At 71.3% G+C, this 17,946-nt stretch carries 16 protein-coding genes; 9 read left to right on the top strand and 7 right to left on the bottom strand.

The genetic code is table 11. The annotated features are described in order from the left end of the window. Positions 1 to 51 precede the first annotated feature (51 nt). The 3 genes from ACIBW9_RS24310 to ACIBW9_RS24300 all read right to left on the bottom strand — a co-directional run bounded on the left by ACIBW9_RS24310 (position 52) and on the right by ACIBW9_RS24300 (position 3,179). On the bottom strand, positions 52 to 1,647 hold the full coding sequence (locus tag ACIBW9_RS24310) for a transporter (protein ID WP_398958294.1): 1,596 nt from the start codon (positions 1,645 to 1,647) through the stop codon (positions 52 to 54). Next, positions 1,644 to 2,417 (bottom strand): ABC transporter ATP-binding protein, encoded by a 774-nt coding sequence (locus tag ACIBW9_RS24305; RefSeq protein WP_398958293.1) that lies wholly within the window; start codon positions 2,415 to 2,417, stop codon positions 1,644 to 1,646. The genes ACIBW9_RS24310 and ACIBW9_RS24305 overlap by 4 nt, the downstream gene beginning before the upstream one ends. Before the next feature lie 108 nt (positions 2,418 to 2,525). Then, a complete protein-coding gene (locus tag ACIBW9_RS24300; RefSeq protein WP_351478019.1) occupies positions 2,526 to 3,179 on the bottom strand; it encodes a bifunctional DNA primase/polymerase in 654 nt (217 codons plus the stop codon). A 279-nt stretch (positions 3,180 to 3,458) separates the two neighbouring features. Here ACIBW9_RS24300 and ACIBW9_RS24295 point away from each other — a divergent pair, with 279 nt between their 5' ends. Together ACIBW9_RS24295 and ACIBW9_RS24290 are read left to right on the top strand one after the other, a co-directional pair. Beyond that, entirely contained in the window at positions 3,459 to 4,844 is a 1,386-nt protein-coding gene (locus ACIBW9_RS24295) for a transcriptional regulator (RefSeq protein WP_398958290.1), read from the top strand. A gap of 190 nt (positions 4,845 to 5,034) precedes the next feature. Beyond that, positions 5,035 to 6,672 carry a hypothetical protein gene (locus ACIBW9_RS24290; protein WP_398958288.1) on the top strand — a complete coding sequence of 546 codons (1,638 nt, stop codon included), beginning with the start codon at positions 5,035 to 5,037 and terminating at the stop codon, positions 6,670 to 6,672. Positions 6,673 to 6,694: 22 nt separating this feature from the next. On the opposite strand, the gene ACIBW9_RS24285 is transcribed toward ACIBW9_RS24290, so the two are convergent. After that, positions 6,695 to 8,002 carry an ABC transporter substrate-binding protein gene (locus ACIBW9_RS24285; protein ID WP_398958287.1) on the bottom strand — a complete coding sequence of 436 codons (1,308 nt, stop codon included), beginning with the start codon at positions 8,000 to 8,002 and terminating at the stop codon, positions 6,695 to 6,697. A 117-nt stretch (positions 8,003 to 8,119) separates the two neighbouring features. Between ACIBW9_RS24285 and ACIBW9_RS24280 the strand changes: the two genes are divergently transcribed. After that, positions 8,120 to 8,620, top strand: coding sequence for a hypothetical protein (locus tag ACIBW9_RS24280; RefSeq protein WP_063763555.1), 501 nt, complete (start codon positions 8,120 to 8,122; stop codon positions 8,618 to 8,620). A gap of 46 nt (positions 8,621 to 8,666) precedes the next feature. Beyond that, the gene (gene purU / locus ACIBW9_RS24275) at positions 8,667 to 9,548 is read left to right on the top strand and encodes a formyltetrahydrofolate deformylase (RefSeq protein ID WP_398958284.1); all 882 of its coding nucleotides are present in this window, start codon (positions 8,667 to 8,669) and stop codon (positions 9,546 to 9,548) included. A gap of 141 nt (positions 9,549 to 9,689) precedes the next feature. On the opposite strand, the gene ACIBW9_RS24270 is transcribed toward purU, so the two are convergent. Together ACIBW9_RS24270 and ACIBW9_RS24265 are read right to left on the bottom strand one after the other, a co-directional pair. Beyond that, a complete protein-coding gene (locus ACIBW9_RS24270; RefSeq protein WP_398958283.1) occupies positions 9,690 to 11,138 on the bottom strand; it encodes a maleylpyruvate isomerase N-terminal domain-containing protein in 1,449 nt (482 codons plus the stop codon). Next, positions 11,135 to 11,707: a sigma-70 family RNA polymerase sigma factor gene (locus ACIBW9_RS24265; RefSeq protein WP_398958281.1), complete on the bottom strand. Its 573-nt coding sequence runs from the start codon at positions 11,705 to 11,707 to the stop codon at positions 11,135 to 11,137. The genes ACIBW9_RS24270 and ACIBW9_RS24265 overlap by 4 nt, the downstream gene beginning before the upstream one ends. Before the next feature lie 305 nt (positions 11,708 to 12,012). Between ACIBW9_RS24265 and ACIBW9_RS24260 the strand changes: the two genes are divergently transcribed. After that, positions 12,013 to 12,393, top strand: coding sequence for an STAS domain-containing protein (locus ACIBW9_RS24260; protein WP_398958717.1), 381 nt, complete (start codon positions 12,013 to 12,015; stop codon positions 12,391 to 12,393). Between the two features lie 169 nt (positions 12,394 to 12,562). After that, positions 12,563 to 13,075, top strand: a complete 513-nt coding sequence (locus ACIBW9_RS24255) for an EF-hand domain-containing protein (protein WP_398958279.1) — start codon at positions 12,563 to 12,565, stop codon at positions 13,073 to 13,075. Here ACIBW9_RS24255 and ACIBW9_RS24250 read toward each other — a convergent pair. Further along, entirely contained in the window at positions 13,054 to 14,571 is a 1,518-nt protein-coding gene (locus ACIBW9_RS24250) for a class I adenylate-forming enzyme family protein (protein WP_398958277.1), read from the bottom strand. The two genes, ACIBW9_RS24255 and ACIBW9_RS24250, sit on opposite strands and share 22 nt — an antisense overlap. Before the next feature lie 87 nt (positions 14,572 to 14,658). Between ACIBW9_RS24250 and ACIBW9_RS24245 the strand changes: the two genes are divergently transcribed. The 3 genes from ACIBW9_RS24245 to ACIBW9_RS24235 are packed head-to-tail and all read left to right on the top strand — an operon-like array spanning position 14,659 to position 17,918. Continuing rightward, the gene (locus tag ACIBW9_RS24245) at positions 14,659 to 15,852 is read left to right on the top strand and encodes an amidohydrolase family protein (protein WP_398958275.1); all 1,194 of its coding nucleotides are present in this window, start codon (positions 14,659 to 14,661) and stop codon (positions 15,850 to 15,852) included. Beyond that, positions 15,852 to 16,985 carry an acyl-CoA dehydrogenase family protein gene (locus ACIBW9_RS24240; protein WP_398958274.1) on the top strand — a complete coding sequence of 378 codons (1,134 nt, stop codon included), beginning with the start codon at positions 15,852 to 15,854 and terminating at the stop codon, positions 16,983 to 16,985. The genes ACIBW9_RS24245 and ACIBW9_RS24240 overlap by 1 nt, the downstream gene beginning before the upstream one ends. A 3-nt stretch (positions 16,986 to 16,988) precedes the next feature. Further along, positions 16,989 to 17,918: an acyl-CoA dehydrogenase family protein gene (locus tag ACIBW9_RS24235; RefSeq protein ID WP_398958272.1), complete on the top strand. Its 930-nt coding sequence runs from the start codon at positions 16,989 to 16,991 to the stop codon at positions 17,916 to 17,918. The last annotated feature ends 28 nt before the right edge of the window (positions 17,919 to 17,946 follow it).

Genomic DNA, 17,946 nt, shown 5'->3' with positions numbered 1-17,946 from the left:
CCCGCGCCCCTTTCAGGGGCGTTGCAGGCCTCCGGCGTTAGAGACGTACCCTCAGCCCTTGCTCACCGCGGTCAGGATCTCCGGGAGGCGGGCCGCCGTTCGTGGGGCTGCCAGGCGTAGGCCTGCCAGGGTGATGCCTGCGCCGTATGCCGCGCCGACCGGCAGCAGCAGCCAGCCCCACTGGTCGCCGTCCTTGGCCACGTTTGCCCAGATCGTGGCGATGATGACGGGAGCGGAGAGCAGGGCTGCGGAGACCATGCCGCCGAAGATGGAGATCCAGGCGAGGCCTGCCTGGCCGGGGGCGACGTTCTTGTAGCCCTCCTGGGGGATGGAGTACGGGAAGCGGGCGGACGTCCATGCGCCGGTCGCCAGCATGGCGCCGAGCAGCGCGAAGGACAGGCCGAGCACCTCGGGCAGGCGGGGCCAGTCGCCGAGCATCGCGGTGGTCAGGACGGTCACGAGGGTGGCGTACGGCAGGGTGATCACCAGCAGGGCGAGGGCTCGCCCGCGCAGCTCGACATAGGCGTCGTGCGCGGAAGAGATGGTCGTGGCGACCATCCAGAACGCCGAGGTGTCCTGCCCGAACTGGTTGTACATCTGGATGCCGAGCATCCCCGCGGCGAAGCACGCGAAGTAGATCGAACCGGTGCCCTGGAGTGCGTTGAAGACGGGCACGATCAGGCCGATGGCGAGCGAGGTGACCCAGGCCGCCTTGGTCTTGGGGTCGCGCCAGACGTAGCGCAGGCTGCGTTCCATGACCGTGCCGGTGCGGCCGGCGGGCAGCAGGCGGGCGAGGCCGCCGGTGGTCCGTTCGCGGGCGGCGGGCTCAGCGGCCTGGAGGGTGGAGCCGTCGGGCGAGGTCATCAGCCGGGTCAGATGGCGTGACCACACGGCGAGCAGCAGTGTCAACGCGGCCACGCTCAGGCCCAGTTGGAGGGCGGCGACGCCGTAGGAGCCGTTGCTCACCGAGTGCACCGCGCCGATGGCCGACGCGGGCGGCACCCACTTCAGGACGTCCGCCACCGGGTCGAGTTGCGAGAGGCCGGAGGAACCCAGGTGCTGCGCGCCGAAGTTGACCAGCTGCGCCCCGACCGCGATGACCAGTCCGCTCAGCACTGCCAGGTCGCGGCCCTTGCGGCTGGTCAGCAGGCGGATGTTGGCGGCGGCGACGGCCCGCGCGAGGGCCACGCACACCAGCAGTCCGAGGACGACGGCGAGGACACCGACGGCGTACGCCGCGCCGCCGTGTGCGACCGCGATCACCGAACCGGCCAGCAGAAGCAGCGTGAACAGCGGCCCGACGCCCACCAGCGAGGCCGCCAGCAGCGCCCGCACCAGCGGCCGGGGCCGCAGCGGCAGCATCACCAGGCGTGTCGGGTCGAGCGTCTCGTCGCCGCTCGGGAAGAACAGCGGCATCACCGCCCAGCCCAGCGCCAGCACGGCCACCAGCAGCGCGACCACGGACAGGGCGTGCGTGTTGCCGTGCAGCGCGATCAGCCCGAGCAGTTGCAGCGCCCCGAACAGCACCACGACGACGGCCGAGACGACATAGGCGGCCCGCCGTCCGCCGGACTGCCTGAGCCCGTTGCGCAGCAGCGACAGCTTCAGCCGTACGAAGACGGCAGTGAGGTTGGCTTCGCCCGTCATCGTGCGCCGCCGCCCAGCCAGTCCAGGCTCGACCCCGTGTCGCGGCCGCCCGCGCCGACGAGTTCGAGGAACGCCTGCTGCAGCGAGGCCGCCTCCCCGCGGACCTCGGCGAGCGTGCCGTGCGCGCGGATGCGGCCGGCGGCCATCACGGCCACCCAGTCGCACAGGGACTCGACGAGCTCCATGACATGGGAGGAGAAGACGACGGTGGCGCCCGACGCCGTGTACCGCTCGAGGACCCCGCGGATGGTCTGGGCGGACACCGGGTCGACGCCCTCGAACGGCTCGTCGAGGAAGAGCACTTCGGGGTTGTGGAGCAGCGCGGCCGCGAGGCCGATCTTCTTGCGCATACCGGTCGAGTAGTCGACGACGAGCTTGTGCTGGGCGCCGGCCAGGTCGAGTACGTCGAGCAGCTGCGTGGCCCGCTTGTCGACCTCGGCCCCGGGCAGCCCGCGCAACCGCCCGCTGTAGGCGAGCAGTTCACGCCCCGACAGCCGCTCGAAGAGTCGCAGTCCCTCCGGCAGCACCCCGATCCGCGCCTTCACCGCCACCGGATCCCGCCACACGTCGTGCCCGACGACCTCGACGCTCCCCTGATCGGGCCGCAGCAACCCGGTCACCATGGAGAGGGTCGTGGTCTTCCCCGCCCCGTTCGGCCCCACGAGCCCGATGAACTTCCCGGCGGGCAGTTCCAGATCAATCCCGGCAACGGCGACTTGCTGCCCGAACCGCTTCCACAGTCCCTGTACGCGCACGGCGGCTGACGTCATGGATCAACCCTACGGCGCTGCAGCCGCCCGACAGGGGCGCGGGGCTGTGCTGATCTGCGGCTCCGCCGCGTGGGCGGGAGCAACCACGCACAACCCGCACCCGCCGAACTACCGATCCCGCCCACACGCATAGGCAAGCGGCGAAATCAACTCCTCCGCATCCGGCAGCCACCGATTGGCGGGCGTGGGCCGACAGGCCCACTGAACGGCGCCCCGCGCCCCGTACCGCGTGGGCGGCGCAGCCACATACGCCCCCTCCCCGAGCGCAACAAGATCCAAAGACGAGGGCGACCAGCCCAACTTCCGCACGAGTTCGGGCATCTTCACCGCCGCGCCGGGCAGCACGAAGAAGTGCATCCGGCGATCCGGCGTCAACGTCACCGGACCGAGCGTCAACTCCATGCGCTCCATGCGCGCCAGCGCGAGGAACCCCGCGGTCTCGGCGACCTCGATCGCGTCGAACGTACGCCCCGTCGGCAGCAGGATCGACGCCGTCGGATGCTTCTGCCACATCCGGCGGGCGACGGTCGCACTGCCCGTCGCCAGCGCCTCCCAGTCGTCGTCCGCCGGATGCGCGCCGCGCGCGGCGCACGCGGTGTCGCCGCAGGAGCAGTGCCACACCCCGTCGACGGCTTCCAGCCAGGTGCCGGGGAAGACGTCCCAGTGGCGCTCCTCGGCGTAGCGGACGGCGGTCTCCTGCAGCGATTCCCCACGCTGCTTCGGAATCTGAGCGGCTTCGGGGCCGGCGATCGTCTCTTCCACGGTGAACTCAACTCCCGCATCCACCTGGAGTTACGGGGGTAACGCGCGCGGGGGAGGAGCATTGATTCCGTATCTGGGGCGCATGGATGCACGTGTGGGGGCGCGCGGGAGGAACCTCGGCGTGAGCTGGGTAGCCACCGGTGGGGTCGGGTTCCGCGTAAGAGCCTGTGTCTTACCCCGGCAATCCGCGCAAGCCTCGCATTTTAGGTCTGTCGGCGGGGCATTGATCTTCACGGCCGGATCTTTTCGCTTCAGGGAATTGTTCCCAGGGGGTACGCCATGGCCGCAAGGCCTCTCGTCGCGCGACAGCCGAACGAACGGTTGCAGGCGCTCATCCAGGAGGCGGGGTGCTCGAACGCCGGGCTCGCCCGCCGGGTCAACATGTGCGGCGCCGAGCACGGCCTCGACCTGCGCTACGACAAGACGTCCGTGGCCCGCTGGCTGCGCGGGCAGCAGCCCCGTGGACGCGCCCCGGCGATCATCGCGGAGGCGCTGGGCCGCAAGCTGGGCCGTACGGTCACGATCGACGAGATCGGCATGGCCAACGGCAAGAACCTCGCCTCGGGTGTCGGGCTCCAGTTCTCGCCGACCGTACTGGGGGCCATCGAGCAGGTCTGTGAGCTGTGGCGCAGTGACGTGGGGCGCCGGGACTTCCTGTCCGGCTCGTCCGTCGCCGCCTCCGCGCTGGTCGAGCCGAGCCGGGACTGGCTGATCTCCTCGCCCGACTCGCAGGTGTCACGCTCGGCGGGACCGCGGGTGGGACAGTCCGACGTGGCGGCCGTGCGCGCGATGACACAGGCGCTGGTGGATCTGGACCATCAGTACGGCAGCGGGCATGTGCGCCCGGTGGTCGTGCACTACCTCAACAGCGTCGTCTCGGGGCTGCTGGCGGGGTCGTACCGGGAGGCCGTCGGCCGTGACCTGTTCGCCGCGGTGGCCCGGCTGACCGAACTCGCGGGCTACATGGCCGTCGACACCGGGCAACCGGGCCTGGCCCAGCGGTACTACATCCAGGCGCTGCGGCTCGCGCAGGCCGCCGGGGACCGCGGCTACGGCGGGTATGTCCTCGCCGCCTCCATGAGCCATCTCGCCGCGCAGCTCGGAAATCCGCGTGAGATCGCGCAGTTGGCGCGGGCGGCGCAGGAGGGGGCGCGTGGGCGCGTGACACCGCGCGCGGAGGCGATGTTCTATGCGGCGGAGGCGCGCGGGCACGCGTTGATGGGCGATGCGCGGGCGGCCCAGGTGGCGTCCGGGCGGGCGGTCACGGCGCTGGAGTCCGCCGATTCCGCCTCCGGGGACGACCCGGCGTGGATCACGCACTTCGACGAGGCCTATCTGGCCGACGAGTTGGCGCACTGCCACCGGGACCTCGGGCAGGCGGAGGCGGCGGCGCGGCGTGCACAGGAGTCCCTGGCCGGGCTGCCCGAGACCAAGGCGCGCAGGCGGGCCATCGGGTATGTGCTGCTGGCCACCGCGCAGGTGCAGCAGCGGGAGATCGAGCAGGCCTGCAACACGGGTCTGAAGGCCGTGGAGCTCCTGGAGTCCCTGCGCTCCAACCGGGGCGCCGAGTACCTGGAGGACTTCCAGCAGCGCCTCGAGCCGTACCGGGACGAGCCGGTGGTGCGGGAGTTCGGGGCACGGCTCGACCTGCAGGCGGCCGCGTGAACCCACGGGAAACGGCCGGTTGCCGTGCGGGGCCGGCCGGAGTGGGTGACAGATACAGCGGTATGCAGAGCGGTTTTGTTACTGCTGTCACAGGGAAGGAGGTTGCGCCCTGAGCTGCGTGGCACCCGGCTCGGGGGACCCGGTAGCGTGAGCCGACGATTCCGAAGGTCCCCCATTCGTAGGAGTCCCGGTGACGCAGAGTGGACAGGGCGAGGAGCCCTCGCCGCGCGAAGCGCGCGAAGGCATCGTGCTGCCCTCCGACGGCGGCGAGCCCCTGCTGCCGGGCATGCTGGGCGCCCAGGCTCCGACCGGCCCGCAGCCCGGCCCCTACGGCGGACCGCCTGCCGGCGACCCCGCCGGGCAGCAGGCAGGCCCGTACAACGGCCGGCAGACGAGCTCGTACGGCGGTCAGCAGGCAGGCCCGTACGGCGGACAGCAGAGCGGCCCGTACGGCGGCCCGCAGGCCCCGGCCCCGCCCGGCGGTCAGGCCTGGGGCACGCCGTGGGGTCCGGACCAGCAGCAGAGCCCGGCCCCGCCGCCGGGCCAGGGCTGGCCGACGCCGCCGGCCCCGGCGTGGGGGGCACCCGACCAGCAGCAGTCGCCGCCCCCGGACCAGTGGGGTGCGCACGCGTCCGGGCCGCTGCCCCCCGAGAGCACCCCGGCCCCGTCCTACGGCGGGCAGCCCGCGACCTCGCTGCCTCCGGCGAACGCCCCGCTGCCGCCCGCCGCTCAGGGAGGACCGGCCGTGCCGCTGTCCCCCACTGTTCCCGGTGGTGCTCCGCTTCCGCCCGCTGTGGACGAGGGGGCCACCCAGTACATACCGCCCGTCGCTGCTGTTTCCGATGCCGAAGGGGCGACGCAGTACATTCCGCCCGTCGCGCCGGGGGCCTTGCCGCCCGAGGTGGGTGGGGGCGGATCGGTCTCCGAGGCGACGCAGTTCCTCGGGCATGCGCCGCATGCGGCCGGGCCCGACTCCCAGGCCACCCAGTACATGCCTCCCGTGACCGGGCAGGCGCCGTACGGCATGCCGCAGGGCGGGGACCGGCAGCCGCCCGCCGAGTTCGACAACCTGTTCCGCAGCGGGCCCGGTGCCGGGAGCCCCGCTCAGCCCACGCAGCAGATGCCGCGCTTCCAGCAGCCGCCGCCGCCCCCGCAGGCCGCGTACGCTCCGCCCGGCGACGGCGGCAGCAGCGGCCGCAACCGCTCACGGGTGCCGCTCATCGCCGTGATCGGTGTCGGCATCGTCGTGCTCGGCATCGGCGCCGGCGCGCTGCTCAACGGCGGGGGCGGCAGCAGCGGCGGCAAGGACAAGAACCAGACCGTGTCCGCCACGGCCCCGGCGACCGACGGCTCCGCCTCGTCGGCCGACGATCCGGCGAAGCAGCAGGCCACAGCCCTGGACAAGCTGCTCGCCGACAGCGGCGGCAGCCGGGCCTCGGTGATCCGGGCGGTGGACAGCGTGAAGGGGTGCAAGGACCTCGGCCAGGCCGCCTCCGACCTGCGCGACGCGGCCAAGCAGCGCGCCGAGCTGGTCACCCGGCTGTCCGGCCTGTCCGTCGACAAGCTCCCGAACCACGCCGCCCTGACCGCCGCGCTCACCAGGGCCTGGCAGGCGTCCGCGGCGGCCGACAACCACTACGCGGCCTGGGCCGACCAGGTCGGCGGCAAGAAGGGGTGCAAGAAGGGCCAGGCCCGCCCCACCGGCCAGACCGCGGCCGGCAACCGCGCAAGCGGCACCGCCAGCCAGCAGAAGGTCGAGGCGGCCCAGCTGTGGAACGCCATCGCGAAGACGTACGGCCTGACCCAGCGCCAGCCGACCCAGCTGTGAGGTGAGAGCGCGGACGTGAGCCTCAGTTCACGTTCGCGCTCTGCAGCGTCTTCGTCACGTCCACGAACCCCTTGTCCGCCGCCACGAGTTGGCCCTCGCGTACGACCTGGAGCGTCACGTCGGCGTTGACCACGCGGGACAAGCCGATGCCGGCCAGCGGGCCCTCGGAGGACCACTGCAGCGTCGGCGTCAGTCCGCCCGTGTCGACCTTCAGCCCCTCGTCGAGGGCCTTGCGCACCGTGTCGGCGGAGACATCGCCGCTGCCCAGCGACGCGATGACGGACCTGAACACCGTGTACGCGATCCATGTCGTCTGCACCCCGGTGTCCGAGGCGTCGATGCGGTTGTCGCCGAAGGCCTGCTCCTGGATCACCTTCTTCATGGCACCCCAGCGCGGATCGCTCGACACCGGGTACCAGCCGGTGACGTAGGACCCCTCGTACGGGCCCGACTGCCCGCCGGACTCGTTGATCACCGTCTGGTCGACGCTGTCGAGCGTGGCGGCGGTCTTCACCGCGGGGTAGTCCTCGCGGTCGCGCCGGAAGGAGTCCATGAAGGTGTCGGTGCGGTCCCCGAGCGCGGGGATCACGCACCCGCTCTTCGCCCGGGTGCCGGTCGTGGCCGTCAGCGCCTGCCGCGAGGGCCCGGAGTACTCGGTGGTGTCGTCCGCGGCCCGCTGGTCGATCGCGGGCCGGTGCCCGCCCGCCTTCAGTCCGGAGTCGAGCATGGCGGGCAGTTCGTCGCCCGCGATGCTGTCGGGCCGCACGAGCGCCACCGGGCCGCAGCCGCCGGCCAGTTCCTTGCCGAGGCCGGCCAGCAGGACGGGCTGGCCGCCGTTGACCGGGTAGGACATGGGGCTGGTGAACTCGGCGGTCGTGACGCCGTAGCCGCCGATGTAGGGGATGCCGGCGCCCTCCAGTTCGGGGAGGTAGGAGTCGCCGTACTGGCTGTAGGAGCCGACGACCGCGACGACGTTCTCCTTGACGGCGAGGCGGGCGCACTTCGCGGCGGCCACGCTGTCGTTGTGCTCGTTGCAGGTCAGGACCTTCAGCTTGCGGCCGTTGATGCCGCCCTGGGCGTTGATCCAGCGGGCGTAGGCCTGCGCGAAGGCCGGCATGCCGGGCTTGTTGGTCGCGTTGGTGTCCGAAGGTGCCCAGGTCATGACGGTGATCGGGGCATCCCCGGAACCCCCCGTGGTACCGGGGATGACCCCGCAACCGGCGGCGAGCGAGGCACAGACGACCAGTGCCCCCGCCGAGAGGGCGGTGGCTCTGCGCGGCCGGGTGCGTGTGGGGAGGAAGGTGCTGCGATTGCGTCGCCTGCCGGTCATGGGCACACACGCTTCCGCCACATCGCCAACCCGGGGGTGACCTTCGGTTATCAGCTGGTGACGTAAAGGTGAATTACGGGGGCCGGTGGGGCGCCCAGGCGTGAGAACGTACGATCGGTGACCGTGCAAGGTTCGGAGAACTCTTCCCGTCGCGGCCGTCGCTCCTCCACCATGGGCGACATGCCACTGAACGACATGCCGTGGTGGCGCTGGCGCAGCAATGTGCGCTCCGCGCTGCACATGCTCTCCGACCCGGCGTTCCAGCAGAACGTCTGGCTGGCCGGCGTCGACGGGTACGGGGACGTGACCGACGCCGTGTACCGCCTGGTCGAGGACACCTGGCTGGACAACTGGTCCGCCGAGAAGTACGTCGGCACGATATTCCGGGACTCCCAGGAGGCGGCCCTCGTCGACACCGCCGTGCTCCGGGTGCTGCGGATCATGCACCAGGTCGGGCCCGACGCGCCGGTCTCCGCATACGTCGAGAACCAGGCCTGGCCGGAGGCGGTCCGGGCGGCCCGGGACGCGCATGTGCGGATGGCGACAGCCGACGGCGAGGACCCGGACGCGCCGCCGCGCACGCTCGAGGTGCTGCGGATCATGACCAGGTCCGCGTAGCGGACCCAGGTCCGGACCGGGGCCCGTTTATGGGACCCTGTCCTGCATGAACGAGCAGTCCACCCGAGCCGCGGCGCTCGACGACCAGTACGTCCTCACGCTGTCCTGCCCCGACAAACGGGGCATCGTGCACGCCGTGTCGAGCTATCTCTTCATGACCGGCTGCAACATCGAGGACAGCCAGCAGTTCGGCGACCACGACACGGGTCTGTTCTTCATGCGCGTCCACTTCTCGGCCGAGGAGCCGGTGACGGTGGACAAGCTGCGGGCGAGCTTCGCGGCGATCGGTGACTCCTTCCACATGGACTGGCAGATCAACCGGGCCGACGAGAAGATGCGCATCGTCCTGATGGTCAGCAAGTTCGGGCACTGCCTGAACGACCTGCTGTTCCGGACGCGGATCGGGGCGCTGCCGGTGGAGATCGCGGCGGTGGTGTCGAACCACACGGAGTTCGCCGAGCTGGTCGGCTCGTACAACGTTCCTTTCCACCACATTCCGGTGACGAAGGAGACCAAGGCGGAGGCCGAGGCGCGGCTGCTGGAGATCGTGCGTGAGGAGGGGGTCGAGCTGGTGGTGCTCGCCCGCTATATGCAGGTGCTCTCCGACGACCTGTGCAAGCAGCTCAGCGGGCGGATCATCAATATCCACCATTCCTTCCTGCCGAGCTTCAAGGGTGCGAAGCCGTATCACCAGGCTCATGACAGGGGTGTGAAGCTGATCGGTGCGACGGCGCACTACGTCACCGCGGACCTCGACGAGGGGCCGATCATCGAGCAGGAGGTCGAGCGGGTGGGGCATGACGTCACGCCGGAGCAGCTCGTTGCCATCGGGCGGGATGTCGAGTGCCAGGCGCTGGCGCGGGCGGTGAAGTGGCATGCCGAGCGGCGCATTCTGCTCAACGGGCGTCGGACGGTTGTTTTCGCCTAGCAGTTCGGGGCTGCTGGTTTTCGGGCGGCTGCGGGTGCGTGGGGGCCGTTCGCGCAGTTCCCCGCGCCCCTAAAAGGGGCGCGGGGAACTGCGCGAGAAACCACGACGCACCCGCAGCCGCCGACGAAACCGCACCGCCCCCTACATCCGGCTCAAGGCAGCTGCAGCGAACAGCACATCCCTGATCGCCTCGCGGTCACCGACCTGCCCCACGGCCGCCTCCGCCGGAGGCACATGACCCGCTGCCAGGCGGCAGAACTCCGCGCCGTCCAGGGCCACATGGGCCACCTCGTGCGCGGCGGAGCCGACCGCCGCGGGGGAGTCGAGGGGGATCAGCCACTCGCCGCCGCCCATCCCCTCGATCTCAAGACGCAGGCTGCGCCCCGGCTCGCCCGCCGGGACCAGGTGCCGGTGGTGGGGAGGCGAGGCCAGGCCGGCCCGGCGGCGGGTCGCGAGCACGTCCGGCAGGACCCGCGCCGCGAGGTCGATCATGCGGTTCATATGGCGTGGGGCGGGCGGCTCGTACGGGTAGTCGACGGCCTCGGCGATGTCCTCGGCGTGCACCCAGCACTCGAAGGCCCGGTCCAGCATCGCGTCCCGCAGCGGCAGTTCGAAGTCGCCGTAGGAGACAGCCGGCCGGGCCGGCCCCGAGTCGCTGATGAAGGAGGCCGTGCGGACGAGGTCGTGGGTCTGCTCACGCCAGGGGGCCCGTACGGAACGGTTGGGCGGGAAGTGCGAGGCGCGCCAGTACGCCTCGGTGCGGGCCCGGGGTGTGGAGCCCGCCTCGGCGATGCCGCCGAGCGGGTCGTCCATGCCGAGGGCGACCGCGACCAGCCCGTCGACCGACAGCAGATGGGCGATGACCCCGGCGACCGTCGTACGACGGGTCATCGGGCCCTCCGCCTCGAACCAGCGCAGCCGCACCGGCCTGTGCCACTCGGCGTCCCCGATGTCCTGCAGCAGGGCGTCGAGCCGGGCGGCCTCCGCATCGTACGGAGCCGCCCACCCCGGCACCGGGATGCGGGGCGGGCGCCGGTCGAGGCAGCCGTCCAGGACACGGGTGCGCAGGCCCGGGTCCAGGTCGAGGCTCTCCGGCTGGTGCAGCAGGCCGACCGCCTCCCGCAGCCGCAGCGCCTCGTCGGCGCAGGAGCCGCAGTCGCCCAGGTGTTCCTCGAGGGCCGCCGTCTCCTCCGGTGAGCAGGCGGCCAGCGCCCATGCCCCGAGGAGCGACTTCAGGACGCGGTGCTCCAGGACCGGCGGGACGGGCCGCTGCGCCGTCTCGCCCAGGTCCTCCAGGGCGGGCAGCGGCCGTCCGCCGTCCTCGACGGAGGCGCGGGGCATCGGTATGCGGGGTGGCTGGTCGGGGCCCTGGGGGAGGTCGTTGCCGTTGTCGTGCGTGGGTCCGCCCGCGATGCCGTACCCCTCCTGCTGCTCGGCCCTGTCCTGCTCGTCGTGTTGGTCGCCTTTTTCTTCGAAGTCGCCCTTGTCTTCGAAACCGCCCTTGCCCGCGCGGCCGTTCATGCCGTCGGGGTCGTCCTCGCCGTCGAACCCCCCGGGGTCGAAGCGGTCCGCGCTGCCTGCGTCGTTCACACGGCACCCCCGTAACCGGGCGGTGCGCCGACGTCGTGGGCGGTGGACAGGAGCTGCAGGCCCAGGCGGAGCCGGCGGCGCGCCTCGTCCTCGGTGACGCCGAGGTCGGCGGCGGTCTGGCGGTAGTCGCGGCGCTGGAAGTAGGCCAGGTCCAGGGCGGCGCGCAGCGGGGCGGGCATGGACGTGACGATGTAGTCGGCGCGGGCGGCGACCGAGGCGCGGCGCACCTTGCGCTCCAGCTCCTCGGCGGAGCCGCCGGAGCCCTGGGCCAGGGCGGCGGTCTCGGTGGTGCGCAGCCGCTGCACGGCGAGGCGGTGGGTCAGCGTGGCGACCCAGGAACGCAGCGGGCCCTGCTTGGGGTCGTAGGCCTCGGGGTGTTCCCAGACGTGCGCGAAGACGTCACGCGTGATGCCGTCGGCCGCGCGCTCGTCCCCGAGGACGCGGTGGGCCAGGCCGTGCACGAGGGAGGCGAACCGGTCGTAGAGCTCGCCGAGGGCGGCCGCCTCACCGCGTGCGAGCCGCTGCTGCATCTTGCGGTCCCAGCGGGGCGGTGCGTCCTTCTTCGTCATACGGCCCCCTCGTCCCTGCCCGTTCGTCGGCCCGGCCTGCGTCCATCGTCTCCTCGAATGTAGTCGGCACCTACGACAGTGCACGTCGCTTTGTCGCAATGTGTGCTGCCTGCGTTCGGTGCCTGCCTACCCGCTCGACCTTCGATCAGACCTGATCGAACAGGATCGAAGTCGATTAAAACAAGCCTCTTCTGATCGGTTCCCGTTTCTTGCGTCGTGTTTCAGGGAACGGCCGCTGGGCAGCCGCGCTGCAAGGAAGCGTAGGGATGGCTTCCGTTTTGCGGGGACTCCGGCGAGCGAAGGGCATGGTGGTGGCGTTCTATGTGACCGGCGACGAGCAGGGCGACTGGACCGTGCTCCATGTGTCGGGCGAGCTGGACCTGGTGACGTCGCCGGTGCTGCGTCAGCGGGTGCACGACGTGGTGGCCGACGGCCGCCACGGCCTCGTCCTCGACCTCTCCGAGGTCTTCTTCTGCGACTCCAGCGGCGTCGGCGTGCTCATCGCCGCCCGCCGCCTCATCCGCTCCTGCCAGGGCACCCTGCGCCTGATACTCCCGGCACAGGGCGCGGTCGAGGGCTCACACGTCAACCGCGTCCTGGGCGCCCTGGGCGTGCGCCGGCTGTTCGACGTGTACGCCGACGTGGCGTCGGCGGTCGCGGAAGAGGCCGATCCGCTTTCGGCCTGACCTGGGCGGAAGCTGTGCAGGCGGTCACGGCTCACCTCTGTGTGCCACACAGTTGTCCCGAAATTCCCCCGGTCTTGGCACAAGCGCCGCTTTCCCGCGCCCGGACGGTCTCCCGCGTCGTACGCTCCGACGAGATGCACCCGAGATGACGTAAGGCGGCCCGAAAGACATGGTCAGCAGCGAGTACGAGCGCAGGATCGCCGCCCGGTTCGCCACCTTCGACCAGGACGGCAACGGCTACATCGACCGCGAGGACTTCAGTGGAGCGGCCAAGGCGCTGCTCGCCGAGTTCGGCGTCGCGGCCCGCTCCGACAAGGGCCAGGCGCTGTACGGCGGAGCCGAGGCGTTCTGGCAGGGCATGGCCGGAATAGCGGACCGGGACGGCGACCAGCGCATCGACCGCGAGGAGTTCGTGAACGGCGCGGTCAAGCGCCTGCGTGACAACCCCGAGCGGTTCGCCGAGATCGCCCGACCCTTCCTGCACGCGGCCCTCGACCTCGCCGACACCGACGGCGACGGGGCCGCCACCGTCGAGGACACCGCGCGCGTGCTGCGCAGTCTGGGCGTGGACGAGGACCTCGCCCGGACCGCCGCCGCCGCGCTCGACACCGACGGCGACGGCAAGGTCGGCGAGGCGGAGATCGTTCCGGCGTTCGCCCGCTACTTCACCGTCCCCGAGTAGCGCTCCCGCAGCTTGTACTTGAGCACCTTCCGCAAGGTCTCGTTGCGCGGCAGGGCGTCCACCACCTCCAGCTGCTCCGGCAGCTTGTGCACCGACAGCCCTTCCGCGCGCAGGTACGAGGTCACCGCGTCCAGGGTCAACTCCGCGGCGCCTTCCTGCTGTGCCCCCACCTCGATCACTGCGCACACCCGTTCCCCGCGCTCGGCGTCCGGCAGCCCGATCACCGCGACGTCCCCGACGGCCGGATGGGCGGCCAGCAGGTCCTCGATCTCCTTCGCCGAGATGTTCTCGCCCTTGCGGATGATCACGTCCTTGAGCCGCCCGGTGAGGACGAGATGCCCGCTGTCCGTGACGAACCCCAGGTCACCGGTGCGCAGAAACCCCTCCTCGTCGAAGGCCTCCGCCGTCTGTGCTGGATCCAGATAGCCCTGGCAGACGGCCTCCCCGCGCAGCCGCACCTCCCCGTCCACGATCCGTATCTCCATCCCCGCCGGCGGCCGCCCCTCCGTCGTCGCGAGGTTCTCCACGGTGTCGTCCGGCGCCCCCATGGTGATCATCGGCACCTCGGTCATGCCGTACCCGTGGGTGAGCTGCACCCCCATCTCCCGTACGACGGCGTGGTACACCTCCGGCGGCTTGGGCGCCCCGCCGCCCGCGAGCAGCCGCAGCGTGGGTATCACCTTGCGCCCCGGCTGTTTGCGCTGCTCGGCGAGGAACATCGAGTAGAACGCCGTGGACCCGCCCGCCACCGTCACCCCGTGCCTGCGGTACCCCTCCAGCGCGTCCGGCAGCGCGAACTGCTCGAACATCACCGCAGGGAAGCCGTACAGCAGCAGCATCACGGTGTAGTCGGGCCCGGCGATATGGGCGTACGGGAAGGCCATCGAGCCCACGTCGTCCGCCGAGAGCCGCAGCGCGTGTGCGAGACAGGAGCCGCCCGCGATCAGCGAACGGTCCGTGTGCAGCACGCCCTTGGGGTCGGAGGTCGTCCCCGAGGTCCAGTAGATCCAGCGCACGGAGGTGCCCTCGGAGGGCGGCTGGGGCAGTACGTCCGGGTCGCCGTCCGGCAGGTCGCCGTACGCCTCGAAGACGCCCTTGGCGCCGAGCCGTCGGGCCATCTCCGTGTGGTCGAAGCCCCGCCAGGTGCCCGGCACGGCGAAGAACTCCGCCTTCGACTCCCGCAGCGCGAAGCCGACCTCGCGGTCCCGGTAGAACGGGATGACCGGAGTCTGTACGGCACCCAGGCGGGCCAGCGCGAAGGACAGCAGGGCGGTCTCGATCCGGGTGGGCAGCTGCCAGGCGACCACCGTGCCGGGGCGTACGCCCATGTCGTACAGACCGGCCGCGACGCGCTCGGCACGCGCGCGCAGCTCGCCGAAACTCAGCGAGCGGTCGTCCTGGAGGAGCACGGGACGGTCGGGGGTGAGCCGGGCACGGCGCTCCACCAGCTCCCACAGCGTCCGGGAGGAACTCAGGGTGTGCGGGGTCTCCGTCATGTCTGCCCCCTGCCTTGGCTGACGACTCGTCAGGTGACATGCTATCTGACGGTCCATCAGATACGTACTGTCCGGCGGAGGGGAACCATGACCGAACTGCCCCGCATCATCAGCGTCGACGACCATGTGATCGAGCCCGCGCACCTCTTCGACACGTGGCTGCCGGCCAGGTACCGGGACCGGGGGCCGCAGCCGCTGACCGCGGGGATCGGTGAACTCGCCTACGTGGGCGGCAAGTACCAGATCACGATGGACCCCGAGGGCCCGCCGACGGACTGGTGGATCTACGAGGACCTCAAGTTCCCGTACAAGCGGAACATCGCCGCCGTCGGCTTCGACCGCGACGAGATGACCCTGGAGGGCATCACCCGGGAGGAGATGCGGCGCGGCTGCTGGGACCCCAAGGCCCGCCTCGAGGACATGGACCTCAACCATGTCGAGGCCAGCCTCTGCTTCCCGTCCTTCCCACGCTTCTGCGGGCAGACCTTCGCCGAGGCGCACGACAAGGAGGTCGCGCTGGCCTGTGTGCGCGCCTACAACGACTGGATGGTCGAGGAGTGGTGCGGCGACAGCGGCGGCCGGCTCATCCCGCTGTGCCTGATCCCGCTGTGGGACGTGGACCTCGCGGTCGCGGAGATCCGGCGCAACGCCGCGCGCGGGGTGAAGGCGGTGACCTTCTCCGAGATCCCCACCTACCTCGGCCTGCCCTCCATCCACTCCGGCTACTGGGACCCGTTCTTCGCGGTCTGCCAGGAGACCGGGACGGTCGTCAACATGCACATCGGCAGCAGCTCCCAGATGCCCGCCGCCTCCCCCGACGCGCCCCCCGCGGTCCAGGCGTCACTGAGCTTCAACAACGCCATGGCGTCGATGATGGACTACCTGTTCAGCGGGGTGCTGGTGAAGTTCCCGACCCTCAAACTCGCCTACTCCGAGGGCCAGATGGGCTGGATCCCGTACGCCCTGGAGCGTGCCGACGACGTGTGGGAGGAGCACCGGGCCTGGGGCGGGGTGCGCGATCTGATCCCGGAGCCCCCGTCGACGTACTACTACCGGCAGATGTTCTGCTGTTTCTTCCGCGACAAGCACGGGGTGGCCTCGCTGGACGTGGTGGGCCGGGACAACGCCACCTTCGAGACCGACTACCCGCACGTCGACTCGACCTTCCCGCACACCAAGGAGGTCGCCCTCGACCATGTGAAGGGCCTCGACGACGAGACGGTCCACAAGCTGATGCGCGGCAACGCGATCCGCATGCTGGACCTGGACCTCGACCGCTGATGGACCTGTCGTACACGCCCGAGGAGGAGGAGTTCCGGGCGCGGCTGCGGGAGTGGCTCGGGAAGGTGCTGCCGACGCTGCCCGCCAAGCCCTCCCCGGAGGACTGGCCCGGGCGCAGGGCGTACGACCTCGGGTGGCAGCGGATGCTGTTCGACGCCGGGTACGGCGACGTCCACTGGGACGCCTCCCCGACCGTCCGGCTGATCTTCCTGGAGGAGACCGAGAAGGCGGGCGCCCCCTATGTGGGCGCGAACTTCGTCGGGCTGCTGCACGCCGGGCCGACCATCGCCGCCGAGGGGGCCGAGGAGCAGCGGGCGCGCTGGCTGCCGCCGATCCTGCGCGGCGAGGAGGTCTGGTGCCAGGGCTTCAGCGAACCGGACGCCGGCTCCGACCTCGCGGCGCTGCGCACGCGCGCGTGCAGGGACGGCGACGAGTACGTGGTGAGCGGGTCCAAGATCTGGACCTCGCACGCCGAAGTGGCCGACTGGTGCGAGCTGTTGGTCCGTACGGATCCGACGGCGCCGAAGCATCGTGGGATCACCTGGCTGGCCATGCCCATGTCCTTGCCGGGCATCACCGTACGGCCGCTGCGGACGCTTGCCGGGTCGGCGGAGTTCGCGGAGGTGTTCCTCGACGACGTACGGGTGCCGGTCGCCAACCGGGTCGGGGACGAGAACGACGGCTGGCGCGTCACCATGGTGACGCTGTCGTTCGAGCGCGGTACGGCGTTCGTGGGCGAGGTGGTGGCCTGCCGGCGGGTGCTGGGCGAACTCGCCGCCGAGGCACGTCGGCGCGGCCGCTGGGACGATCCGGCGCTGCGGCGGCGCCTCGGAAGGCTGAACGCGGAGTTCCGGGGGCTGTGGCGCCTGATCCAGTGGAACGTGAGCGAGGCGGAGGCCTCCGGCGGGGTGCCGGGGGTGGGGGGTTCGGTTTTCAAACTGCGGTATTCGCATGCGCGGCAGGAGTTGTACGACGCCGCCGCCGACGTCCTCGGGGAGGACGCACTCGACCTCGGGCGGCCGTGGGTGCTGGACCGGTTGTCGTCGCTGGCGTACACCATCGCGGCCGGTACCTCGCAGATTCAGCAGAACATCGTGGCTGAGCGGATTCTTGGGTTGCCGAAGGGGCGGTGAGACGTGCGTTTTCAATTGACCGTGGAGCAACGGGCGTTGCAACGCACTGTCCGGGATGTGGTTGGTCGTTGGCCGTCCGCGGGTGGGTGGGGGCTGGTCGCGCCCCGCGGCGAAGCCGCACATCGACACAGCCCCGCGCCCCTGAACGGCAGTGCAGGACCCGGCGCCTACCAGTCCCGTCTCGACCGGGTCCTGTGGCGCACCCTCGGAGAGCTGGGCTTTTTCTCTCTACGGCTGCCCGAAGTGGACGGAGGGGCCGGACTCGGGCTGCCGGAGGCCGTGTTGGCGTTCGAAGAGACCGGGCGGGCTTTGGTGCCCGGGCCGCTGGTGGCCACGCATCTCGCCGCCGGGGTGGTTCCTGGGGCCGCCGCCGGGGAGGTCGTTGTCGCCGCTGCGGACGGGCGGCTTGTGGAGTGGCTGGACGAGGCTGATGTCGTGCGGCCGGGCGCCGAGGGGGCCGTACCGCTGCGGTCGGTGGACCCGCTGACACCCCTGCACCGGGTGCCCGCGCCGGCGCCCGCCGACCCCGTGACAGACCTCCTCACCGCCGCGGAGCAGCTCGGGACGGCCACGCGTGTGTGCGAGTTGGCCGTGCAACACGCCCGGACCCGTGAGCAGTTCGGGCAGCCGATCGGGGCCTTCCAGGCGGTCAAGCATCTGTGTGCGCAGATGCTGGTGCGCGCCGAACTGGCACGCGCCGCGGTCTATGCGGCCGCCGTCACCGCCGACCGCGGCGACATCGCCGCGGCCCGGCTGCTCGCCGACGAGGCCGCCGTGCGCGGCGCCCGCGACTGCCTCCAGGTGCACGGCGGCATGGGCTTCACCTGGGACTCCGAGGTGCATCTGCATCTGAAGCGGGCCTGGGTGCGGGCGCAGCGTGGCGGAGGCATCACGGAGAGTGAGGAGCTGCTCGCGGCCGATCTGGTGGCCTGAACGGCGCCGGCCTGGGATGTCGCGGAAG

This window comes from Streptomyces sp. NPDC049541 (assembly GCF_044465725.1).
Lineage (GTDB): Bacteria > Actinomycetota > Actinomycetes > Streptomycetales > Streptomycetaceae > Streptomyces.
This window is presented reverse-complemented; position numbering and strand designations above follow the sequence as displayed.